21 protein-coding genes are annotated in these 23,152 nt (G+C 63.9%); 11 read left to right on the top strand and 10 right to left on the bottom strand.

From position 1 onward, the window contains the following. Positions 1–78 precede the first annotated feature (78 nt). Both ACIQUF_RS16600 and pap read right to left on the bottom strand, forming a co-directional pair. Positions 79–1,032, bottom strand: a complete 954-nt coding sequence (locus ACIQUF_RS16600) for a DMT family transporter (protein WP_403133266.1) — start codon at positions 1,030–1,032, stop codon at positions 79–81. A gap of 103 nt (positions 1,033–1,135) precedes the next feature. Next, entirely contained in the window at positions 1,136–2,629 is a 1,494-nt protein-coding gene (pap, locus tag ACIQUF_RS16605; RefSeq protein WP_403133269.1) for a polyphosphate:AMP phosphotransferase, read from the bottom strand. A gap of 113 nt (positions 2,630–2,742) precedes the next feature. On the opposite strand from pap, the gene mnmC reads away from it, so the two are divergent. From mnmC to ACIQUF_RS16630, 5 genes are all read left to right on the top strand, one after another. After that, on the top strand, positions 2,743–4,710 hold the full coding sequence (gene mnmC / locus ACIQUF_RS16610) for a bifunctional tRNA (5-methylaminomethyl-2-thiouridine)(34)-methyltransferase MnmD/FAD-dependent 5-carboxymethylaminomethyl-2-thiouridine(34) oxidoreductase MnmC (RefSeq protein ID WP_403133271.1): 1,968 nt from the start codon (positions 2,743–2,745) through the stop codon (positions 4,708–4,710). A 202-nt stretch (positions 4,711–4,912) separates the two neighbouring features. Continuing rightward, complete coding sequence (locus tag ACIQUF_RS16615) at positions 4,913–6,700, top strand: N-acetylglutaminylglutamine amidotransferase (protein ID WP_403133273.1); 1,788 nt, start codon at positions 4,913–4,915, stop codon at positions 6,698–6,700. A 3-nt stretch (positions 6,701–6,703) separates the two neighbouring features. Next, positions 6,704–8,449 (top strand): N-acetylglutaminylglutamine synthetase, encoded by a 1,746-nt coding sequence (gene ngg / locus ACIQUF_RS16620; RefSeq protein WP_403133275.1) that lies wholly within the window; start codon positions 6,704–6,706, stop codon positions 8,447–8,449. Between the two features lie 102 nt (positions 8,450–8,551). Further along, positions 8,552–9,736: an osmoprotectant NAGGN system M42 family peptidase gene (locus ACIQUF_RS16625; RefSeq protein ID WP_403133278.1), complete on the top strand. Its 1,185-nt coding sequence runs from the start codon at positions 8,552–8,554 to the stop codon at positions 9,734–9,736. A gap of 50 nt (positions 9,737–9,786) precedes the next feature. Beyond that, the gene (locus ACIQUF_RS16630) at positions 9,787–10,014 is read left to right on the top strand and encodes a YheU family protein (RefSeq protein WP_403133279.1); all 228 of its coding nucleotides are present in this window, start codon (positions 9,787–9,789) and stop codon (positions 10,012–10,014) included. Positions 10,015–10,130: 116 nt separating this feature from the next. Here ACIQUF_RS16630 and csrA read toward each other — a convergent pair whose 3' ends face one another. Together csrA and ACIQUF_RS16640 are read right to left on the bottom strand one after the other, a co-directional pair. After that, positions 10,131–10,316, bottom strand: coding sequence for a carbon storage regulator CsrA (gene csrA, locus ACIQUF_RS16635; protein ID WP_403133282.1), 186 nt, complete (start codon positions 10,314–10,316; stop codon positions 10,131–10,133). Positions 10,317–10,443: 127 nt separating this feature from the next. Beyond that, on the bottom strand, positions 10,444–11,253 hold the full coding sequence (locus ACIQUF_RS16640) for an SDR family oxidoreductase (RefSeq protein WP_403133285.1): 810 nt from the start codon (positions 11,251–11,253) through the stop codon (positions 10,444–10,446). Between the two features lie 206 nt (positions 11,254–11,459). On the opposite strand from ACIQUF_RS16640, the gene ACIQUF_RS16645 reads away from it, so the two are divergent. Further along, positions 11,460–11,612 carry a DUF3309 family protein gene (locus ACIQUF_RS16645; RefSeq protein WP_003252624.1) on the top strand — a complete coding sequence of 51 codons (153 nt, stop codon included), beginning with the start codon at positions 11,460–11,462 and terminating at the stop codon, positions 11,610–11,612. Between the two features lie 64 nt (positions 11,613–11,676). Here the strand turns inward: ACIQUF_RS16645 and ACIQUF_RS16650 are convergent, their stop codons facing one another. The 3 genes from ACIQUF_RS16650 to ACIQUF_RS16660 form a co-directional block, all read right to left on the bottom strand. Then, complete coding sequence (locus tag ACIQUF_RS16650) at positions 11,677–13,341, bottom strand: cation acetate symporter (RefSeq protein ID WP_400802436.1); 1,665 nt, start codon at positions 13,339–13,341, stop codon at positions 11,677–11,679. Beyond that, entirely contained in the window at positions 13,338–13,649 is a 312-nt protein-coding gene (locus ACIQUF_RS16655) for a DUF485 domain-containing protein (protein WP_400802438.1), read from the bottom strand. The genes ACIQUF_RS16650 and ACIQUF_RS16655 overlap by 4 nt, the downstream gene beginning before the upstream one ends. 165 nt (positions 13,650–13,814) lie before the next feature. Further along, the gene (locus ACIQUF_RS16660) at positions 13,815–14,675 is read right to left on the bottom strand and encodes a glycine betaine ABC transporter substrate-binding protein (RefSeq protein WP_403133288.1); all 861 of its coding nucleotides are present in this window, start codon (positions 14,673–14,675) and stop codon (positions 13,815–13,817) included. 196 nt (positions 14,676–14,871) lie between these two features. Here ACIQUF_RS16660 and ACIQUF_RS16665 point away from each other — a divergent pair, with 196 nt between their 5' ends. Further along, complete coding sequence (locus tag ACIQUF_RS16665; RefSeq protein ID WP_403133291.1) at positions 14,872–16,437, top strand: beta (1-6) glucans synthase; 1,566 nt, start codon at positions 14,872–14,874, stop codon at positions 16,435–16,437. An 88-nt stretch (positions 16,438–16,525) separates the two neighbouring features. Here the strand turns inward: ACIQUF_RS16665 and ACIQUF_RS16670 are convergent, their stop codons facing one another. Further along, complete coding sequence (locus ACIQUF_RS16670) at positions 16,526–16,900, bottom strand: hypothetical protein (protein ID WP_403133293.1); 375 nt, start codon at positions 16,898–16,900, stop codon at positions 16,526–16,528. Between the two features lie 195 nt (positions 16,901–17,095). Here ACIQUF_RS16670 and ACIQUF_RS16675 point away from each other — a divergent pair, with 195 nt between their 5' ends. Together ACIQUF_RS16675 and ACIQUF_RS16680 are read left to right on the top strand one after the other, a co-directional pair. After that, on the top strand, positions 17,096–18,394 hold the full coding sequence (locus ACIQUF_RS16675; RefSeq protein ID WP_403133296.1) for a serine/threonine protein kinase: 1,299 nt from the start codon (positions 17,096–17,098) through the stop codon (positions 18,392–18,394). Positions 18,395–18,470: 76 nt separating this feature from the next. Next, positions 18,471–19,214, top strand: a complete 744-nt coding sequence (locus tag ACIQUF_RS16680; protein WP_403133561.1) for a VacJ family lipoprotein — start codon at positions 18,471–18,473, stop codon at positions 19,212–19,214. A 7-nt stretch (positions 19,215–19,221) separates the two neighbouring features. On the opposite strand, the gene ACIQUF_RS16685 is transcribed toward ACIQUF_RS16680, so the two are convergent. Together ACIQUF_RS16685 and ACIQUF_RS16690 are read right to left on the bottom strand one after the other, a co-directional pair. Further along, the gene (locus ACIQUF_RS16685; protein ID WP_403133298.1) at positions 19,222–20,364 is read right to left on the bottom strand and encodes a patatin-like phospholipase family protein; all 1,143 of its coding nucleotides are present in this window, start codon (positions 20,362–20,364) and stop codon (positions 19,222–19,224) included. Positions 20,365–20,428: 64 nt separating this feature from the next. Beyond that, complete coding sequence (locus tag ACIQUF_RS16690) at positions 20,429–21,364, bottom strand: lipid A biosynthesis lauroyl acyltransferase (RefSeq protein ID WP_403133300.1); 936 nt, start codon at positions 21,362–21,364, stop codon at positions 20,429–20,431. Positions 21,365–21,475: 111 nt separating this feature from the next. On the opposite strand from ACIQUF_RS16690, the gene minC reads away from it, so the two are divergent. After that, positions 21,476–22,237: a septum site-determining protein MinC gene (gene minC, locus ACIQUF_RS16695; RefSeq protein WP_403133302.1), complete on the top strand. Its 762-nt coding sequence runs from the start codon at positions 21,476–21,478 to the stop codon at positions 22,235–22,237. 99 nt (positions 22,238–22,336) lie between these two features. After that, positions 22,337–23,149 carry a septum site-determining protein MinD gene (gene minD / locus ACIQUF_RS16700; RefSeq protein WP_403133303.1) on the top strand — a complete coding sequence of 271 codons (813 nt, stop codon included), beginning with the start codon at positions 22,337–22,339 and terminating at the stop codon, positions 23,147–23,149. Positions 23,150–23,152 lie beyond the last annotated feature (3 nt).

Below are 23,152 nucleotides of genomic sequence, written 5' to 3' on the forward strand. Positions count from 1 at the left end.
GCGGCTGAAGCCGCTCCTACAGGTACCCCACAATGCCCGTAGGAGCGGCTTCAGCCGCGATGAGGCCGGCACAATCAATCAATTAGCCCGAGCCAACCGCGCCCGCCACCCAGCCACCAGCGACGGCCCCAACGCCACCACGGTCGACCCAAGCACCACCGTCACCGCGCCGACATACCCTAGGGCATTGATATCCTCAGCCTGCACATAATCCGGCCACACCCACGCCGCAATCGCCACCGCGACAAAGGTCACCAACGGCGTCAGCGCCAGCGTGGCGCTCACCCGTGACGCCTCCCAATGCGCCAGTGCCTCGGCAAACGCCCCATAGGCCACCAGCGTATTCAGGCAGCAGGCCAGCAGCAGCCAGCCTTGCAAGGGTGTCAACTGCAGCGCTTCCAGCGGATGCACCCAGGGCGTCAGCAACGCCGCGCAGCACAGGTAGATCACCATCATCACCTGCTGCGAATGCCACACCGTCAGCAGCTGTTTTTGGCTCAGGGCATAGAACACCCAGATGCTGGTGGCCAGGAGGATGGTCAGTACACCCGTGGTGTAGGCGCTCAACGAAGTCAGAAGCTCTTCAAGACGCTGGTTGAAGAACAGGCCGAAGCCTGCGAGCAGAATCACCAATCCAAGGCCCTGGCCCAGGCTGAAGCGCTCCTTGAATACGAACACGCTGGCCACCAGCAGCAACACCGGGCCAACCTGCACTACCAGTTGCGCGGTACCCGGGCTAAGCAGGTTGAGTCCGACGAGGTAGAGCACATAGTTGCCCATCAGCCCGCACACGGCCACGGCCACCAGGCCTTTGCCCTTGCCCCCCAGCTTTTTGAACGATGGCAAGCGCCGCTGGCTCGCCAGCCAGGCAAACAGCAAACCACCGGACACCAGCAGGCGAAACCAGGTGACTGTCAGCGGGTCGACCACCTGCAGCACCTGTTTGAGCTTGATCGGCAGGATGCCCCAGAGCAGTGCGGTCAACAACGCCAGGAACAGGCCATAGCCCCAGCGGCCGGAAGTGATGTGCATAAAGTCCTCGATCGAGCCCGTGGCGGGGGTGCCTGGATTCTAAGGGCTTGCTGCCTGGCGCCGAAGGAAAAGAATTCATCAGGTCATTCCTTCTGGGCATCGACTACTTCTTGTCCTTGGCGAACGCCGCCTCCAAGGCCTCGTTGATAGTGCGCAATACCTTCACCCGCGCCCACCGCTTGTCGTTGGCCTCGACCAGTGTCCAAGGCGCGATTTCGGTGCTGGTACGGTCGACCATGTCGCCCACCGCATCGACATACAGGTCCCACTTGTCGCGATTGCGCCAGTCGTCTTCGGTAATCTTGTAGCGTTTGAACGGGATCTGCTCACGCTCCTCGAACCGCTCCAGCTGGGTCTGCTGGTCAATCGCCAACCAGAACTTGACCACCACGACGCCAGCATTGACCAATTGCTCTTCGAAATCATTGATTTCGCCATAGGCGCGCATCCAGTCGGCGGGCGTGCAGAACCCCTCGATGCGCTCCACCAGCACCCGGCCGTACCAGGAACGGTCGAAAATGGTGAACTTGCCGCGTGCCGGAATGTGCCGCCAGAAGCGCCACAGGTACGGTTGCGCCCTCTCCTCTTCGGTGGGCGCGGCGATCGGTACGATGCGGTATTGCCGGGGGTCGAGCGCGGCGGCGACGCGGCGGATGGCGCCGCCCTTGCCGGCGGCATCATTGCCCTCGAAGGCCGCCACCAGAGCATGCCGGCGCATGTGCTTGTGGCGCAGCAGCCCGGCCAGGCGGGCCTGCTCGGTCACCAGTTGCTCCTGGTAATCTTGCTTGTCCAGGCGCAGGGTCATGTCCAGCGCGCCGAGCAGGCTGCGCTGGTCGATGCTGCGGCCCAGTGGTGCAATATTGCCGTGGTGCTTTTCCTTCGGATTGACGGCCAGCGCGGCCTGCAGGCTTTCCAGGAGGATGCGGCCCACGGCCAGGCTGCGGTAGTGCGGGTCGGCGCCTTCGATGATGTGCCACGGCGCATAGTCGCGGCTGGTGCGGCGCAACACGCGCTCGCCAAAGCGCACGAAGCGGTCGTAGGTTTCCGACTGCTGCCAGTCCAGCGGGCTGATCTTCCAGCTGTGCAGCGGGTCGTCCTTGAGCGACTTGAGCCGCGCCTTCATCTGTTTCTTGGACAGGTGAAACCAGAACTTGATGATCAGCGCGCCTTCGTCGCAGAGCATCTGTTCCAGACGTTCGGCACCGGCAATCGCCTGGTCGAGCACAGCGTCCTTGAACACCCCGTGCACCCTGCCCTGGAGCATCTGGCTGTACCAGTTGCCGAAAAACACGCCCATCCGTCCCTTCGGCGGCAGCGCCCGCCAGTAGCGCCAGGCCGGTGGCCGGGCCAGTTCTTCGTCGGTCTGCTGGTCGAAGGTGAGCACGTCGATCATGCGCGGGTCCATCCACTCGTTGAGCAGCTTGACCGTCTCGCCTTTGCCGGCGCCCTCGATGCCGTTGATCAGCACGATCACCGGGAATCGAGCCTGTTGCTTGAGCTCGTACTGGGCTTCGAGCAGGGCCTCGCGCAGGGCGGGCTCTTCTGCCTCGTAGGTTTCCTTGTCGATGCTGTGGCCGATTTCGGCGGATTCGAACATGCATGGGCTCCTTCAATGGATAAGCAAGACTAGCGGATTTGTAACAGGCCTGTAGCCCTGCGCAAAACCTGCAGATGACATAAAATCGCTCATCCGCTGCAACCGAGCCAACCATGTCCACCCTCCTCCAGCATGCCCAGATCGACTGGGACGACCAGGGCCGCCCCCATTCGCGGCAATACGACGACGTCTATTTTTCGAAGAACGAAGGCACCGACGAAACCCGTTACGTGTTCCTTGAACAGACCGGGCTGGCGCAACGCTTCGCCGAACTGGCGCCGCACGCCTACCTGGTGATCGGCGAAACCGGCTTCGGCACCGGCATGAACTTTTTCTGCGCCTGGCAGCTGTTTGCCGAAAAAGCACCGAGCGACGCCCGCCTGCATTTCGTCAGCGTTGAAAAGTATCCGCTCGGCCACGCCGACATGGCACGTGCGGTGCGCCTGTGGCCGGAGCTGGCGGCTTACAGCGAGCCATTCCTGGCGCAGTACGTGGCGGTGCATCCCGGCTTTCAACAGTTCACCTTCGACCATGGCCGGGTCACCCTGACCTTGCTGATCGGTGATGTGCTCGAACAGCTGCCGCAGCTCGACGCCAGCATCGACGTGTGGTTCCTCGACGGATTCGCCCCGGCGAAAAACCCCGACATGTGGACCCCCGAGCTGTTCGCGCAACTGGCCCGGTTGTCGCGCCCAGGGACCGCGCTGGGTACCTTCACCACCACCGGCTGGGTGCGGCGCAGCTTGGTCGAGGCCGGTTTCGCCATGAAAAAGGTGCCGGGCCTGGGCAAGAAATGGGAAGTGATGAGCGGCGTCTACAGCGGCCCGCCCGCCCCCGCGATGGCTCCGCCGTGGTATGCCCGACCAGGCGCCATTGACGGCCCGCGCCAGGCGCTGGTGATCGGCGCAGGGCTCGCCGGCAGCGCCAGTGCCGCCAGCCTGGCCGCGCGTGGCTGGCAAGTAACGGTACTGGAGCGTCACGACGCCCCGGCCCGCGAAGCGTCCGGCAATCCCCAGGGCGTGCTGTACCTCAAGCTTTCCGCGCATGGCACCGCATTGTCGCAGATGATCCTGTCCGGCTTCGGCTATACCCGCCGTCAACTTGAGCAGTTGCAGCGCGGACAGGACTGGAATGCCTGTGGGGTGCTGCAGCTTGCTTTCGACAGCAAGGAGGCTGAGCGCCAGGGCAAACTTGCCGAGGCGTTCGACGGCGGTTTGCTGCGCGTCTTGCCACGTGAGGAAGCCGAAGTCATTGCCGGCGTCTCGCTGCTTGCGGGCGGGCTGTTCTATCCGGAAGGTGGCTGGGTGCATCCACCGGCGCTTTGCCAGGCGCAACTGAATCATCCGAACATTCGCCTGCTGGCTCACCACGAAGTTGTCGAACTGCGCAAGGTCGAGGGTCTGTGGCAGGCCTGGGATGGCGAGCGGCTGCTAGCCAGTGCGCCGCTGGTGGTGCTGGCCGGGGCTGGCGAAGTGAAGCGTTTCGACGCCTGCTCGCAGCTGCCGCTCAAGCGCATCCGCGGGCAAATCACCCGTCTGCCGCTGACCGAGGGTAGTCGGGCACTGAAAACCGTGGTCTGTGCCGAAGGCTACGTGGCGCCGCCACGGGGTGAGGAACACACCTTGGGCGCCAGCTTCGACTTCCATAGCGATGACCTGGCCCCGACCGTGGCCGAGCATCAGGGCAATCTGGCGCTGCTGGATGAAATCTCCCCGGACCTGGCCCAGCGCCTTGGCAGTGCGGCACTCGACCCTGAACAACTGCAGGGGCGTGCGGCGTTTCGGTGCACCAGCCCGGATTATTTACCGATTGTCGGGCCGCTCGCCGACCCTGCTGCGTTTGCCGACGCCTATGCCGTCTTGAGCAAGGACGCGCGGCAGGTGCCTGAGGTGCGTTGCCCTTGGCTCGACGGGCTGTATGTGAACAGTGGGCATGGGTCGCGGGGGTTGATCACGGCACCGCTTTCGGGCGAGTTGATTGCGGCTTGGGCCAGTGGCGAGCCGCTGCCGTTGCCTAGGGCGGTGGCTGAGGCGTGTCATCCGAATCGATTCGGATTGCGCAAATTGATACGCGGTAAGTAGGAGCGGCTTCAGCCGCGAACACCGGCATGACCGGTGCCATCCACCGCGCCGACCGCTTTCGCGGCTAAAGCCGCTCCCACTGGCTACATGCTTGGCTATATAACAGATTGATCTAAAACTCTCACAAATCGCTCAGGTCAGTTCCTTACAGGTGCCCTAATCCGGGGCACTGATTCCCCAACGGAAAAACCGGTAAGGACCTATGTGCGGATTAGCAGGAGAGTTGCGTTTCACCCCCCTCGACCAAGCCCCTCGCCCGGCGGACCTCGCCGCGGTAGAGCGCATGACCCATCACCTGGCGCCCCGTGGCCCCGACGCCTGGGGCTTCCATAGCCTGGGCCCGATCGCCCTCGGCCACCGCCGGCTGAAAATCATGGACCTGTCCGACGGCTCGGCGCAGCCCATGGTCGACAACACCCTGGGCCTGTCGCTGGCGTTCAACGGTGCCATCTACAACTTCCCCGAACTGCGCCAGGAGTTGCAGGACCTGGGCTACACCTTCTGGTCCGATGGCGACACCGAGGTGCTGCTCAAGGGCTACCACGCCTGGGGCGCGGCCTTGCTGCCCAAGCTCAACGGCATGTTCGCCCTGGCCATCTGGGAGCGCGACAACCAGCGCCTGTTCCTGGCCCGCGACCGCCTCGGCGTCAAGCCGCTGTACCTGTCGCGCAATGGCGAGCGCCTGCGCTTTGCCTCGACCCTGCCGGCGCTGCTCAAAGGTGGCGACATCGACCCGATGCTCGACCCGGTGGCGCTCAACCACTACCTCAACTTCCACGCCGTGGTGCCGGCGCCGCGCACCTTGCTGGCCAACGTGCAGAAGCTCGAACCCGGCACCTGGATGCGCATCGACCGCCACGGCGAAGTCGAGCGCCAGACCTGGTGGCAACTGCACTACGGCCCCAACCCCGACGAGCGCGAGCTCGACCTGGAAGGCTGGACCACCCGCGTGCTCGACGCCACCCGCGATGCCGTGGCCATTCGCCAACGCGCGGCCGTGGATGTCGGCGTGCTGCTGTCCGGCGGTGTCGACTCCAGCCTGTTGGTCGGCCTGCTGCGTGAGGTCGGCGTGGACGACCTGTCGACCTTCTCCATCGGTTTCGAAGATGCCGGCGGCGAGCGCGGCGACGAGTTCCAGTACTCCGACCTGATCGCCAAGCACTACGGCACCCGCCACCACCAGTTGCGCATCGCCGAACACGAGATCATCGACCAGCTGCCGGCCGCGTTCCGCGCCATGAGCGAGCCGATGGTCAGCCATGACTGCATTGCCTTCTACCTGCTGTCGCGGGAAGTCGCCAAGCACTGCAAGGGCGTACAGAGCGGCCAGGGTGCCGACGAACTGTTCGCCGGCTACCACTGGTACCCGCAGGTCGACGGCGCCGAGGATGCCTTCGGCGCCTATCGCGATGCGTTCTTCGACCGCAGCCACGCCGAATACCGCGACACCGTGCAGGCCCCGTGGCTGCTGGAAACCGATGCGGCCGGCGATTTCGTCCGCGAACACTTCGCCCGCCCCGGCGCAGCCGATGCGGTGGACAAGGCGCTGCGCCTGGACAGCACGGTGATGCTGGTCGACGACCCGGTCAAACGCGTCGACAACATGACCATGGCCTGGGGCCTGGAAGCGCGCACGCCGTTCCTCGACTACCGCCTGGTTGAGCTGTCGGCACGCATTCCGGCGCGCTTCAAGCTGCCCGATGGCGGCAAGCAAGTGCTCAAGCAGGCCGCACGCCGTGTCATACCCCACGAAGTGATCGACCGCAAGAAAGGTTACTTCCCGGTGCCCGGCCTCAAGCACCTCGAAGGCGCGACGCTGGGCTGGGTCCGCGAGCTGCTGACCGACCCCAGCCAGGACCGCGGGCTGTTCAACCCGGCCATGCTCGACCGCCTGCTGAGCAACCCGCACGGCCAACTGACCCCGCTGCGCGGCTCCAAGCTGTGGCAACTGGCAGCCCTGAACCTGTGGCTGAGCGAACAAGGAATCTGACCCATGAAGCCCCATGAGATCGCTTACGGTCAGCGCCTGCTGCGCGGCCAGACGCCGTCCTACGAGCGCCTGCAGGCGCGCCTGGCCGGCGATGGCAGCGACCCCCACGACCAGCCGCGTGCCCTGCACTGCGGCTGGGGCCGGCTGCTGATCGGTCACACCTACCCGGACCCGGCAACCCTGGCCGAGGCGCTGCAGGCGGAGCGCCCTGGCGAACGCGACATCGCCCTGTATGTGGCAGCGCCGCAGCAGTTGCTGGCCCAGGCACCGCAGCAGTTGTTCCTCGACCCGTCCGACACCCTGCGCCTGTGGTTTTCCGACTACCGCCAGGCGCAGCGGGTATTTCGCGGCTTTCGCATCCGCCGGGCGCAGAGCGATGCCGACTGGCAGGCCATCAACGGCCTGTACCAGGCGCGCGGCATGCTGCCGGTGCAGCCCGACCTGCTGACCCCTCGTCATCTCGGCGGGCCGGTGTATTGGCTGGCCGAGGACGAAGACACCCACGCGGTGATCGGTAGCGTCATGGGCCTGAACCACAGCAAGGCCTTCGACGACCCCGAGCACGGCAGCAGCCTCTGGTGCCTGGCCGTCGACCCGCACTGCACCCGCCCAGGCGTCGGTGAAGTGCTGGTGCGCCACCTGATCGAGCACTTCATGAGCCGTGGCTTGGCCTACCTGGACCTCTCGGTGCTGCACGACAACCGCCAGGCCAAGCGGCTGTATGAAAAGCTCGGTTTCCGCAACCTGCCGACCTTCGCGGTCAAGCGCAAGAATGGCATCAACCAGCAACTGTTCCTCGGCCCCGGCCCCGAAGCCGGGCTCAACCCTTATGCGCGGATCATCGTCGATGAAGCCTATCGACGCGGCATCGATGTGCAGGTGGACGATGCCGCTGCCGGGCTGTTCACCCTCAGCCTGGGCGGGCGCCGGGTGCGCTGTCGCGAGTCGCTGAGCGACCTGACCAGCGCGGTCAGCATGACCCTCTGCCAGGACAAGCGCCTGACCCAGCAGGCCCTTCACAACGCGGGCCTGCAGGTGCCGATGCAGCAACTGGCCGGCAACGCCGACGACAACCTGGCATTTCTCGACGAGCATGGCGCGGTGGTGGTCAAGCCAGTGGACGGTGAGCAAGGCCAGGGCGTGGCGGTCAACCTGACCACCTACGACGAAGTCAGCCTGGCCATCGAACACGCCCGCCGCTTCGACAGCCGCGTGTTGCTGGAAAGCTTCCACCCTGGCCAGGACCTGCGCATCCTGGTGATTGGCCACGAAGTGGTGGCCGCCGCCATCCGCCACCCGGCGCAGGTGATCGGTGATGGCAAGCACAGCGTCAAGGCGCTGATTGAAACGCAGAGCCGGCGCCGCCAGGCCGCCACCGGTGGCGAAAGCCGTATTCCGCTGGACGACGAAACCGAGCGCACCCTGCGCGACGCTGGCCTCGACTACGCCAGCGTGCTACCCGCCGGCCAGCGCCTGGCCGTGCGCCGCACTGCCAACCTGCACACGGGCGGCACCTTGGAAGACGTCACCGAGCGCCTGCACCCGGTACTGGCCGATGCCGCCGTGCGTGCCGCGCGGGCGCTGGATATTCCGGTGGTGGGCCTGGACCTGATGGTGCGCGATGCCGAGCACCCGGACTACGTGATCATCGAGGCCAACGAGCGCGCAGGGTTGGCCAACCATGAACCGCAGCCAACGGCGGAACGCTTTGTCGACCTGCTGTTCCCGCAGAGCCGGGCGTTGGCGTGAATCAATGAGGGCCCTTTCGCGGGGCAAGCCCGCTCCCACAAGTATTGTAGTGAGCCTGTGGGAGCGAGCTTGCCCCGCGAAGAGGCCGGCAAAGGAGTACACATGTCCCAACATTACCCAGAACCCGATCTCGACTACCTCAAGCGCGTCCTCCTGGAGATGCTCGCAATCCCCAGCCCGACCGGCTTCACCGACACCATCGTGCGCTACGTCGCCGAACGCCTGGACGAACTGGGCATCCCCTTCGAGCTGACCCGCCGCGGCACCATCCGCGCCACACTGAAGGGCCGGCAAAGCTCACCCGACCGCGCCGTCTCTGCCCACCTCGACACCATCGGCGCCAGCGTGCGCCAATTGCAGGACAACGGCCGCCTGGCCCTGGCGCCGGTGGGTTGCTGGTCGAGCCGCTTCGCCGAAGGCAGCCGGGTCAGCGTGTTCACCGACACCGGCGTATTCCGGGGCAGCGTGCTGCCGCTGATGGCCAGCGGGCATGCCTTTAATACCGCCATCGACCAGATGCCGGTCAGCTGGGAGCACGTCGAAGTGCGCCTGGATGCTTATTGCACCACCCGCGCCGACTGCGAAGCCCTGGGGCTAGCCATCGGTGATTTCGTCGCCTTCGATCCGCTGCCGGAATTCACCGAAAGCGGCCATATCAGCGCCCGTCACCTGGACGACAAAGCCGGTGTGGCGGCCCTGCTCGCGGCGCTGAAAGCCGTAGTGGAAAGTGGCCGCCAGCCGCTGATCGACTGCCACCCGCTGTTCACCATCACCGAGGAGACCGGCTCCGGCGCCGCAGCCGCCCTGCCCTGGGACGTCAGCGAATTCGTCGGCATCGACATCGCCCCGGTCGCACCTGGCCAGGCCTCCAGCGAACATGCCGTGAGCGTGGCCATGCAGGATTCCTCTGGGCCTTACGACTACCACCTGTCACGTCACCTGCTCAAACTGGCCGGCGATCAGGACCTGCCGGTGCGGCGCGACGTGTTCCGCTATTACTTCAGTGATGCCCACTCGGCAGTTACCGCCGGGCATGATATTCGCACTGCGCTGATAGCGTTCGGCTGCGATGCCACCCACGGCTACGAGCGCACCCACATCGACAGCCTGGCCGCGCTCAGCCGCCTGCTGTCGGGTTACCTGCTCAGCCCGCCGGTGTTCGCCAGCGACTCCAACCCGGCCAATGCCTCGCTGGAGCGCTTCAGCCACCAGCTGGAGCATGATGCGCAGATGGAGAGCGACACCCGGGTGCCGGCGGTCGACAGCTTGGTGGGTAACAAGGGCTGAAACATTTCGCGTAGCATGGGCGCATCGTTCAACCAAGCCGAATGCCGCCCATGCTGATCCCCTACGAACAACTGCAAGCCGAAACCCTGACCCACCTGATCGAGGACTTCGTCACCCGCGACGGCACCGACAACGGCGACGACACGCCGCTGGAAACCCGCGTGCTGCGGGTGCGCCAGGCGTTGGCCAAGGGGCAGGCGTTCATTCTGTTCGACGTGGAGAGCCAGCAGTGCCAGTTGCTGGCCAAGCATGATGTACCGCGCGAGCTACTGGACTAATCGGAGATATCCCGTGGGAGCGGCTTTAGCCGCGAAGCAAGCGACGCGGTGGATGGCACCGGCTTTGCCGGTGTTCGCGGCTGAAGCCGCTCCCACTGGGTTAACTACTGGCAGCCTCAGGCCAGGTTGCCCTTGCGCTCCCCCGCCTTGATCCGCTTGTACACCTCAGCCCGGTGAACCGGTACCTCACGCGGGGCACTGACGCCAAAGCGCACCATGCCATCGCGAGTTTCCACCACCTTGATCTGAATATCTTCACCGATGGTGATGACTTCACCGACTTCACGTCCAATGACCAACATGCTGCGGCGCTCCTACAAAGGGGAAAACCGCAGGGTGCATGGGGATATTTGGCTACTCAATACTTCCCTGGCAATTCAGAACAAACCTACATTCGCAGGTAAATCCTCCTACAGACAAATCTTGCAATCAGCGCGCTTGCGCCTTGCCACGCATCTTCACCGCCATTTCCGCCATCTCGTCGTACAGCCGCTCCGGTGCCTGGCGCTTGAGCTCCCAGGCCTGGCGCCCGGCCTCGTGCGGCAGGATCAGGAACTCACCGGCAGCGACTTGCTGGTGGATGTAGTCGGCAATGTCAGCCGCGCTGATCGGTGAGCCCTCCAGCAGCTTGCCGACCTGGGCCTTCATTGCCGGGTTGGGGCCGCGAAAGGAGTCCAGCAGGTTGGTCTGGAAGAACGACGGGCACACCACATGCACCGCCACTTCCAGCTGGCGCAGCTCCACCAGCAAACTCTCCGACAGCGCCAGCACACCGGCCTTGGCGACGTTGTAGTTGCTCATCCCCGGGCCTTGCATCAATGCCGCCATCGAGGCCACGTTGATGATCCGCCCTTTGCTGCGTTCCAAGAGCGGCAAGAACGCCTTGCAGCCCTTGACCACGCCCATCAGGTTGACCGCGATCTGCCAGTCCCAGTCCTCCAGCGACAGCTCGGCGAAGAACCCGCCCGAGGCAACCCCGGCGTTGTTGACGATCACGTCGATGCCGCCGAACCGCTCTTCACAGGCCTGGGCCAGGGCGGTCAGCTGGCTGTAGTCGCGCACGTCGCAGCGCTGGGTGAAGCCCTCACCGCCCGCGCTGCGCACCTGCTCAAGGGTATCGCGCAGTCCGATTTCGTTGACGTCGGCCAACGCCAGGCGCCAGCCCTCGCGCGCCCAACGCAGGGCGATCTCGCGGCCAAGACCGGACCCGGCGCCGGTGATCATGATGCGGTTGTGCATGCTGGCAGACCTTCTGCTGATAGGTTGTCAGGCCAGTCTAATCAAGGCCTTGGCGGTTGGCAGGATCCATCAGGCTAGTGAATGGGCGGGCATGACCGTGCGGTCAGTGGCGAGCGAATGGAATCTTTCGCAAGCGGCACCGGTCCGAATTAGCAAGAGGCCAGCAGTCCGAGGCCCTTGAACCCTAACCACGCAAGGACTCCGTCATGACCACGATCCTCATCATCATCCTGATCCTGCTGTTGATTGGTGGCTTACCGGTCTTCCCGCACTCGCGCAGCTGGGGCTACGGCCCGTCCGGCATCATCGGCGTGGTGCTGGTGATACTGCTGGTGCTGTTGTTACTCGGTATGATCTAGCGCCCTGAATGAAAAAACCGCGCTACGGGCAGTTGCCGTAGCGCGGTTTTTTATTGCCGGTGAATCAGTGCGAGACGGCGCCCGAAGCTCCCAGGCCAGTCTGCGACCGAACGAACTGCGGGAAGAACAGCGCACGTTCGCTTTCAGCTGCCTTGGACTTGTCGGTGACCGAGAAGAACCAGATACCGATGAAAGCGATCAGCATCGAGAACAGCGCCGGGTACTCGTACGGGTAGATTGGCTTTTCGTGGCCGAGGATCTGCACCCAGATGGTCGGGCCAAGGATCATCAGCGTCACCGCGCTCACCAGGCCCAGCCAGCCGCCGATCATGGCGCCGCGGGTGGTCAGCTTCTTCCAGTACATCGAGAGCAGCAGTACCGGGAAGTTGCAGCTGGCGGCGATGGAGAACGCCAGGCCGACCATGAAGGCGATGTTCTGTTTCTCGAACAGAATGCCCAGGCCAATCGCCAGCACGCCCAAAGCGACGGTGGTGATCTTCGACACGCGGATCTCGTCCTTGTCGTTGGCCTTGCCCTTGCGCCAGACGCTGGCGTACAGGTCATGGGACACCGCCGAAGCACCGGCCAGGGTCAGGCCGGCGACCACAGCCAGAATGGTGGCGAAGGCCACTGCCGAGATGAAGCCGAGGAAGATGCTGCCACCCACGGCATCGGCCAGATGCACCGCCGCCATGTTGTTGCCGCCCAGCAGGGCGCCGGCGGCGTCCTTGAAGTCCGGGTTGGTGCTCACCAGCAGGATCGCGCCGAAGCCTATGATGAAGGTCAGGATGTAGAAGTAGCCGATGAAGCCAGTGGCGTAGAGCACGCTCTTGCGCGCTTCCTTGGCGTCACTGACGGTGAAGAAGCGCATCAGGATGTGCGGCAGGCCGGCGGTACCGAACATCAGCGCCAAGCCGAGGGAGAACGCCGAAATCGGGTCCTTGACCAGGCCGCCCGGGCTCATGATCGCCTCGCCCTTGCTGTGCACCTTGATCGCTTCGGAGAACAGGGTGTTGAAGTCGAAGCCCACGTGCTTCATCACCATCAGCGCCATGAAGCTGGCACCGGACAGCAGCAGCACCGCCTTGATGATCTGTACCCAGGTAGTGGCCAGCATGCCGCCAAACAGCACGTACAGGCACATCAGGATGCCCACCAGGATCACCGCGACGTGGTAGTCCAGGCCGAACAGCAGCTCGATCAGCTTGCCGGCACCGACCATCTGCGCGATCAGGTAGAAGGCCACCACCACCAGCGAACCAGAGGCCGACAGGGTGCGGATTTCCTTCTGCCCGAGGCGGTACGAAGCGACGTCGGCGAAGGTGTACTTGCCCAGGTTGCGCAGGCGCTCGGCGATCAGGAAGAGGATGATCGGCCAGCCGACCAGGAAGCCGATCGAGTAGATCAGGCCGTCGTAGCCAGAGGTGAACACCAGCGCGGAAATACCCAGGAAGGACGCGGCCGACATGTAGTCGCCGGCAATCGCCAGGCCATTCTGAAAACCGGTGATCTTGCCGCCGGCAGCGTAGTAGTCCGCCGCCGATTTGTTGCGTTTGGAGGCCCAGTAAGTGATGCCGAGGGTGAAGGCAACGAAGGCTACGAACATGGCGATCGCGGCAACGTTGAGCGGCTGTTTCTGCACCTCACCGGTCAGGGCATCGGCTGCCCACACGGCGGGTGCGAACGCGCCGCAGGCCAGTACGGCCAGGGCTTTGGCGTGGCGAATCATTGTTGCGCCTCCTTGAGGATGGCCTTGTTCAGCTCATCGAATTCGCCGTTGGCGCGGCGTACGTAGATGGCGGTCAGGACGAATGCCGACAGGATCAGGCCGACGCCCAGGGGAATGCCCCAGGTGATCGACGACTCAGGGCTGAGCTTGGCGCCCAACAGTTGAGGACCGTAGGCGATCAGGAGGATGAAAGCGCTGTACAGGCCGAGCATGATCGCCGAGAGAACCCAGGCGAACCGTTCGCGTTTGGTGACCAGCTCCTTGAAGCGGGGGCTGTTTTGTATCGAGAGGTAAATGCTGTCGTTCATTGTTTTTGTCCTAGCAGCACAGATAGGGGATGGTACCCACGCCCTTACTTTATGCTGCCGTTGGACGCCAACCAGACGACCTTAGTCTTAGATGCAACACTGTTTTGCAGGATCAGTAACAAAGCGGGGCCGCATTGGCGGCCCCTGCAATGAAAATGGACGGCGTTACTTGCCAGTCCACTCCTTGACCCGGTCCGGGTGTTTGCTCACCCAGTCCTTGGCCGCCGCTTCAGGCTTGGCACCATTCTGGATCGCCAGCATCACCACACCGATCTCATCCTTGGACTGCCACTGGAACTTCTTGAGGAACTCGGCCACTTCCGGGGCTTTCTGATCCAGCTCTTTGCTGCCGATGTTGTTGACGGTTTCGGCGGCGCCATACACGCCTTTCGGGTCATCGAGGAACTTCAGTTTCCACTTGGCGAACATCCAGTGCGGCACCCAACCGGTAACGGCGATCGGCTCCTGCTTGGCGTAGGCCTTGCCCAGCTCGGTAGTCATGCCGGCACCGGAACTTGCAGTCAGTTTGTAGCCAGTCAGGTCGTAGTCCTTGATCGCCTGTTCGGTCTTGATCATGACCCCGGAGCCTGCATCGATGCCGATGATTTTCTGCTTGTAGCCTTTGTCGGTCTTGAGGTCTTCGATGCTCTGGGTCTTGACGTACTCCGGCACGATCAAGCCAATCTTGGCGTCCTTGAAGTTCGGCCCGTAGTCGACCACCTTGTCCTTGTTCTTGGCCCAGTACTCGCCATGGGTAACCGGCAGCCAGGCCGAGAGGATCGCATCGAGCTTGCCGGTCGCCACGCCCTGCCACATTATCCCTGCGGCCACCGCCTGCAGCTTCACATCGTAGCCGAGCTTCTGCTTGATCACTTCGGCGGCGACGTTGGTGGTCGCCACGCTGTCGGACCAGCCATCCACGTAACCGATGCTTACTTCCTTGGCCATTGCTTGTGCAGTGCTCATGGCCAGTACCAGGGCGGTGCCCACACCCAGGAAACGTCGCATTCTTGTAGAAGTCGCCATCAATGCATCCCCTCGTCAGGTCTTGGAGATTGCATCATGTGCCTGCATCAGAGGGCGACCTGCTCCAGCTGCGACCTATACCCCACCCCATTGCGACAGCACTGTGCCATTAGCGGCATCGGCCTACAGGGTTCTGCGCGATCCTTGCATGCCAAATGATTGGCGCCGGGCTACTATCTAAGGCTTTGCGCTGACGATGGACCGCCCGATGCCCGCACCTGCCCGCCTGCTGCTGCCGTTGTACCTGCTCGCTTGCCTGCTTGGCCTGCTCGGCCTTGGCGCGCTCTGGTACGGGCTTGGCAAGCCGATCGTGCTGCCCGATGCTGCCAGCCCCACGCACAAGTTGCAGTGCGCCTCCTACACCCCCTTCGACAAGGACCAGTCGCCGTTCGACCAGCCGTTTCGCCTGCGCCCGGCGCGCATGGACACCGACCTGGCGCTGCTGGCCGAGCGTTTTCAGTGCATCCGCACCTACTCCATGACCGGTCTGGAGGCAATCCCGGCTTTGGCGCGCAAGCATGGGCTGAAGGTGATGCTCGGCGCCTGGGTCAATGCCAACCCGGTCGATACCGACATAGAGGTGGATTTGCTGATTGCCGCCGCCAATGCCAACCCGGACGTGGTCAGCGCAGTGATCGTCGGCAACGAGGCATTGCTGCGCAAGGAGGTTACCGGCGATCGCCTGGCCGGGTTGATCAGCAAGGTCAAGAGCCAGGTCAAGGTGCCGGTCACCTACGCCGATGTCTGGGAGTTCTGGCTGCAGCACCCGCAGGTGGCACCGGCGGTGGATTTTCTCACCATTCACCTGCTGCCCTACTGGGAAGATGACCCGCGCGGCATCGCCGATGCCCTGGCGCATGTCGCCGACGTGCGTCAGGTGTTCGGCACGCGCTTTGCGCCCAAGGACATCTTCATCGGCGAGACTGGCTGGCCCAGCGAGGGTCGCCAGCGCGAGACCGCGGTACCCAGCCGCGCCAACGAGGCGCGCTTCATCCGCGGCTTCGTCGCCATGGCCGAGGCCAATGGTTGGCACTACAACCTGATCGAAGCCTTCGACCAGCCGTGGAAACGCGCCAGCGAAGGCGCGGTGGGCGGTTACTGGGGGCTGTACGATGCCGACCGGCAGGACAAGGGCGTGCTCGAAGGGCCGGTGAGCAACCTGCACTACTGGCCGCAGTGGCTGCTGGCCAGCGCTGTGCTGATGGCGGTCATGCTGGTGTTTTCTGGGCGCCCTGCAACCCTGGCCGGCGCCTGGCTGTTGCCACTGCTGGCCGCGTTTGGCGCAGGCTGCCTGGGGCTGTGGGGCGAGTTGATGCGCACCCACGCGCGGTTCGCAGGGGAATGGTTGTGGGCGGTGCTGCTGGCGGGACTGAACCTGCTGGTGCTGGCCCATGCCTTACTGGCGCTGGCGCGCCGCGCTGGCTGGCGTGAGCGGCTGTTTGCCTGGTTCGAAGCGCGTGCGGGCTGGCTGTTGCTGGCGGCAGGTTTTGCGGCGGCGGTGAGCATGCTGGCGATGGTGTTCGATCCGCGTTATCGCAGCTTTCCTACACCGGCGCTGGCCTTGCCGGCGGTGGTTTATCTGCTGCGGCCGGTGGTGGCAAAGCGGGCCGAAGTGGCGTTGCTGGCGTTTATCGTCGGGGCCGGGGTGCTGCCGCAGCTTTACCGCGAAGGGCTGGAGAATCAGCAGGCCTGGGGCTGGGCGTTGGTCAGCGTGCTGATGACGGCGGCGTTGTGGCGGAGCTTGCGGGTGCGTCAGACTTGATTACAGTGGCGCCCTTTTCGCGGCTGAAGCCGCTCCCACTGGATCTCCACCGGCCATCTGAGCTGCACTAAATCCTGTGGGAGCGGCTTTAGCCGCGAATGGGCTGCGGTTGCCTGACCAAGCGCAACCCCGCCAACACCACCACGAACACCGCAATGCTCGCGGTATAAAGCACCAGCGCCGGCACCCCGAACACCAAAGCCAGCACCGCCAGCCACCAACCGGCACGGCCCGCGACGAACTGAGCCAGCAGCGCAAACCCCAGCCCGGCCCAAGCCATCACCTGAAAGTGAATGCCCAATCCCAACAGCGAGCGCACCTGGCATTGCCAGTACTCCGCCGGCGCCGTGCACAGGCCGACCCACTGGGCATCTTCCATCAACCCGTAACGCACGCCATAACTGGCAGCCAGCCAAAGCGCGAGAAACAGCAGCAGCAACGCAGCCGGCAACGAACGAGACATCCCATTCTCCAATAGCGGTAATCGAAAACGTCCATGATCGCCCAAGGCCTGTTGTAAGGCAAAATCACAGTCCTGCAGCTATGTTGCAGATAACAAGCACACCAAAGGCCACAGCACCTGGCAACTTTGCCAGGGCACGCGTGGTCCTAGCCTGCGTAGCGCAGTACCTTGCTCGCGTTCTTTCTGGGGGATTACATGCATCGATCTTGGCGCCTAGCCGCCCTACTTGGCGGCCTGCTCATGGCTGCGGCCGCTTCGGCGCGGGACATCGACCCCGCGACCTACGGCTTCCCCCTGACCAACCCGTTCGAGGCGACCATCGCCACCACGCCGCCCGACCAGCGCCCGACGCTGCCCAGCGACGACGAAATCGACCAGAGCGATTACAGCCTCAGCCTGCGCCCGGAACGTGAGTTCACCCTGCCCGACAACTTCTGGGCGGTGAAAAAACTCAAATATCGCCTGGCCCGCCAGGACCACGAAGCGCCGCTGATCTTCATCATCGCCGGCACTGGCGCGCCGTACTCCAGCACCATCAACGAATACCTGAAAAAGCTGTTCTACCAGGCCGGCTTCCACGTGGTGCAGCTGTCGTCGCCGACCAGCTACGACTTCATGAGCGCTGCCTCACGCTTCGCCACACCGGGGGTCAGTAAGGAAGACGCCGAAGACATGTACCGCGTGATGCAGGCCGTGCGCGCCCAGCACCCGCGTCTGCCGATCAGCGAGTTCTACCTCACCGGCTACAGCCTCGGTGCGCTGGACGCGGCGTTCGTCAGCCACCTCGACGAAACCCGTCGCAGCTTCAACTTCAAGCGCGTGCTGCTGCTCAACCCGCCGGTCAACCTGTACACCTCGATCAACAACCTCGACAAGCTGGTGCAGACCCAGGTCAAGGGTATCGACCGCAGCACCACCTTCTACGAACTGATGCTGGAAAAGCTCACCCGTTACTTCCAGGACAAGGGCTACATCGACCTCAACGACGCCCTGCTGTATGACTTCCAGCAGTCGCGTCAGCACCTGTCCAACGAACAGATGGCCATGCTGATCGGCACCTCGTTCCGCTTCTCGGCGGCCGACATCGCCTTCACCTCCGACCTGATCAACCGCCGCGGCCTGATCATTCCGCCGAAATTCCCGATCACCGAAAGCAGCAGCCTGACGCCGTTCTTCAAACGCGCGCTGCAATGCGACTTCGACTGCTACATGACCGAGCAGGTGATCCCGATGTGGCGCGCCCGTACCGACGGCAACAGCATCCTGCAACTGGTCAACCAGGTCAGCCTGTACGCGCTGGAGGACTATCTGCGCGACAGCCCGAAAATCGCCGTGATGCACAACGCCGATGACGTCATCCTCGGCCCGGGCGACATTGGCTTCCTGCGCAAGGTGTTTGGCGATCGGCTGACCCTTTACCCCCATGGCGGCCACTGCGGCAACCTCAATTACCGCGTCAACAGCGACGCCATGCTGGAGTTCTTCCGTGGCTAATCAATTCCTCCTTGCCACCGCGCTGCTCGTCGTCGCCGGCAATGCCCTGGCCGCGGAAACCGCGCCACGCACCAGCGTGATCGAGGCCGACCCGCAGGTCACCGCCGAGCCTCTGGCCCCCGAAAGCGACGGTTTCATCGACCCGCTGCGCGAACTGAAATTCAACCCCGGCCTGGACCAGCGCGAGTTCGAGCGTTCCACCCTGGCCGCCTTGAACATCTACGACCCGCTGGAGTCGCTGAACCGGCGCATCTACCACTTCAACTACCGCCTGGACCAATGGGTGCTGCTGCCGCTGGTGGATGGTTACCAGTACGTCACGCCACGCTTCGTGCGCACCGGGGTGAGCAACTTCTTCAACAACCTGGGCGATGTGCCGAACCTGTTCAACAGCGTGCTGCAGCTCAAGGGCAAACGCTCGGCGGAAATCACCGCGCGGCTGATGTTCAACACCATCATCGGCGTGGGAGGTTTGTGGGACCCGGCCACCAAGATGGGCCTGCCGCGCCAGAGTGAAGACTTTGGCCAGACCCTGGGCTTCTACGGTGTGCCTGAAGGGCCGTACATCATGTTGCCGGTGCTAGGCCCGTCGAACCTGCGCGATACCACCGGGGTGGTAGTGGACTATGCCGGCGAGCAGGCGATCAACTATCTGAATGTGGCCGAGGTCAGTACCGACCACCCGGAAATCTTCCTGCTGCGCGCGGTGGACAAGCGCTACACCACCAAATTCCGCTATGGCCAGCTCAACTCGCCGTTCGAGTACGAGAAGGTGCGGTATGTGTACACCCAGGCGCGCAAACTGCAGATAGCTGAGTGAAGGCCTTTCAAATGCCCAGAAACTGCTTCAGCTCCCGGCGCTTGGCCAAGGCATCGCGCCTGCCCAGCTCGATCAGCTCACTGCAGTAGCTGGCTTCGAACAGCAGGTAGCTCAACACCCCCGCCCCACTGGTCCGGGTCGCCCCCGGACCACGCAGGAACACGCGCAAAGCCGCTGGCAACTCACGCCGGTGGCGCGCGGCGATCTCGTCCAGCGGCTGGCTGGGCGCCACTACCAAAACCTCGATTGGCGCCAGGCCCAGACGCCGCGCATCCAGGTGCGCGGGCAGCAGGTGGCTGAGGTGGTTCAGCCGTTGCAGCAGCTCGATGTCGTCTTCAAGGCTGTCGATGAAGGTGCTGTTGAGCATATGCCCGCCGATCTGCGCCAGGCTCGGTTGCTGGCCACTGAACACGCGCTGAGTGGGCAACGGCGGCGCTGGCCGCTGCGGGTTGCCGCTGACCCCGACCACCAGCACGCGGCTGGCCCCCAGGTGCAGGGCCGGGCTGATCGGCGCCGATTGGCGTACCGCGCCATCGCCGTAGTATTCGTCACCCAGCCGGACCGGGGCGAACAGCAGCGGGATCGCCGAGCTGGCCAGTAGGTGGTCGACGGTCAAGGGGGTGGGCACGCCGATGCGCCGATGACGCAGCCAGGTGTCAATGCCGCCGCGCCCTTGGTAGAAGGTAACGGCCTGGCCGGATTCGTAACCAAATGCAGTCACCGCCACGGCGCGCAATTGCTCGCTGGCCAGTGCATGGGCGATGCCGTCAAGGTCCAGGTGAGACTGCAGCAGTGCCCGCAGCGGGCTGCTGTCGAGCAGCGCAACCGGCGCCTGGCCGCCCAGGCCGAGCAGGCTGTGGCCAACGAAGCGGCTGGCCTGGCGGATCACCCCGGGCCAGTCGCTGCGCAGCACCAGATGGCTGCGAAGGTTTTGCCAGAAGGCGGTAAGGCGTTGCACGGATTCGCCAAAGCGGGTGGCGCCGCTGGCCAGGGTCACGGCGTTGATGGCCCCGGCCGAGGTGCCAACGATCACCGGGAACGGGTTGGCCGCGCCGGGCGGCAGCAGCTCGGCGATGCCGGCCAGAACACCGACCTGATAGGCGGCGCGGGCGCCGCCGCCAGAGAGGATCAGGCCGGTGGTTGGGGTCATCGATTCCTCCCTGGATTCACTGTGTCAGTGCCCCGCGAAAGGGCCAGCACTGACACACCAAAAATCAGCGCTTTTTCTTGTCGTACAGCCGCGGCTCACCCTCGGGCCGCGACTTGAAGCGTCGGTGCGCCCACAGGTACTGCTCGGGACATTCGCGCAACACGCCTTCGATCCACTGGTTGATACGCAGGCAATCGGCCTCTTCGCTCTCACCGGGGAAGTCCTGCAGCGGCGGGTGAATCACCAGACGATAGCCGCTGCCATCCTCCAGGCGCTTCTGGGTGAACGGAATTACCTGCGCCTTGCCCAGGCGGGCGAACTTGGTGGTGGCGGTGACCGTCGCCGCCGGGATGCCGAACAACGGCACGAACAGGCTTTGCTTGGCGCCATAGTCCTGGTCGGGTGCATACCAGATCGCTCGGCCCGAACGCAGCAGCTTGAGCATGCCGCGCACGTCTTCACGCTCCACCGCCAGCGAGTCGAGGTTGTGCCGCTCGCGGCCGTTGCGCTGGATGAAGTCGAACAACGGGTTGCCGTGCTCGCGGTACATGCCGTCGATGGTATGGACCTGGCCCAGCAACGCCGCACCGATTTCCAGCGTGGTGAAATGCACGGCCATGAGGATCGCGCCCTGCCCTGCCTGTTGGGCAGCCTGCAGGTGTTCGAGACCTTCGATGTGCGCCAGACGCGCCAGCCTGGCCTTGGGCCACCACCAGCTCATAGCCATTTCGAAGAAGGCAATGCCAGTGGAGGCGAAGTTCGCCTTCAACAACCGGCGCCGTTCGTCGACGGACAGTTCCGGGAAGCACAGCTCCAGGTTGCGCGCGGCAATGCGCCGACGCTCACCGGCCAGCCGGTACATCAGCGCGCCCAGGGCGCCGCCGAGCCACAGCAAGGCACGGTAGGGCAACTGCACCACCAGCCACAGCAGGCCCAGGCCAAGCCACAGGCCCCAGAACCTGGGGTGGAGGAAATAGGGACGAAAACGCGGGCGTTCCATTGAAGCTTCCGGTATGTCAAAGGCCGAGCATTCTACATCGGATCGGTGCCGGTTGCGGCCAACCGGTGTTATCGCTATAAGTCAGGGCACTTTTTCCCTAGCAAGTCGTCTATGCAGACCATGAGCCCAAACCACACACCCGACACAGCCTCCGTGTTCCAGCTCAAGGGCAGCATGCTTGCCATCACTGTGCTGGAGCTGGGGCGCAACGACCTTGAAGCCCTCGACCGCCAATTGGCGGCGAAAGTGGCTCAAGCCCCAAATTTCTTCAGCAATACGCCGTTGGTGCTGGCGCTGGACAAGCTGCCGGCCGGCGAAGGGGCGATCGACCTGCCCGGGCTGATGCGCATCTGCCGCCACCATGGCCTGCGCACGCTGGCCATTCGCGCCAACCGCATCGAGGACATCGCTGCGGCGATCGCCATCGACCTGCCGGTGCTGCCGCCCTCCGGTGCGCGTGAGCGGCCACTGGAGCCTGAGCCCGAGGTGAAACCCGAGCCGGCACCTGCACCTGCGCCCGAGCCGGCCCCTGTGCAAGAGCAGCGCCCGACCCGCATCATCACCGCACCGGTCCGCGGCGGCCAGCAGATCTACGCCCAGGGTGGCGACCTGGTGGTCACCGCCTCAGTCAGCCCGGGTGCGGAACTTCTCGCCGATGGCAACATCCATGTGTACGGCGCCATGCGCGGCCGCGCCCTGGCCGGCATCAAAGGCAATACCAAGGCCCGTATCTTCTGCCAGCAGATGACTGCCGAAATGGTCTCTATCGCTGGCCAGTACCGGGTCTGCGAGGACCTGCGCCGCGACCCGCTGTGGGGCTCGGGCGTGCAAGTCAGCCTGTCCGGTGACGTGTTGAACATCACCCGTCTTTAACGGATACTTGCCGTCATTTTCAGAGCAACTTTTTTCCCAGTTGCCGTTTTTTGCATTTTGCTGGGACACCTGTCCCGACTTATTTAGGGGTGAAACACCTTGGCCAAGATTCTCGTCGTTACTTCCGGCAAGGGGGGTGTGGGCAAGACCACCACCAGCGCCGCCATCGGCACCGGCCTCGCGCTGCGCGGCCACAAGACCGTCATCGTCGACTTCGACGTCGGCCTGCGTAACCTCGACCTGATCATGGGCTGCGAGCGCCGCGTGGTGTACGACTTCGTCAACGTGGTCAACGGCGAAGCCAACCTGCAGCAGGCCCTGATCAAGGACAAGCGCCTCGAAAACCTGTACGTACTGGCCGCCAGCCAGACCCGCGATAAAGACGCGCTGACCCTGGAAGGCGTCGAAAAAGTCCTGATGGAACTGAAAGAACAGTTCGAATACGTCATCTGCGACTCGCCGGCCGGTATCGAGAAAGGCGCACACCTGGCGATGTACTTTGCCGACGAAGCCATCGTCGTTACCAACCCTGAAGTGTCTTCGGTACGTGACTCCGACCGCATGCTGGGCATCCTGTCGAGCAAGTCGCGCCGCTCCGAGAACGGCGAAGAGCCGATCAAGGAACACCTGCTGATCACCCGTTACAACCCAGAGCGCGTGGTCAACGGCGAGATGCTCAGCATCGACGACGTCACCGAAATTCTCGCCATCAAACTCAAGGGTGTGATCCCTGAGTCCCAGGCCGTGCTCAAAGCGTCCAACCAGGGTATCCCGGTCATCCTCGACGACCAGAGCGATGCTGGCCAGGCGTACAGCGACACTGTCGACCGCCTGCTGGGGAAAGAAAAGCCCCTGCGTTTCGTTGAAGTGCCGAAGCAAGGATTCTTCGCGCGCCTGTTTGGAGGCAAGTAAACC

This window comes from Pseudomonas sp. NPDC090233 (assembly GCF_044772285.1).
Classification (GTDB): domain Bacteria; phylum Pseudomonadota; class Gammaproteobacteria; order Pseudomonadales; family Pseudomonadaceae; genus Aquipseudomonas.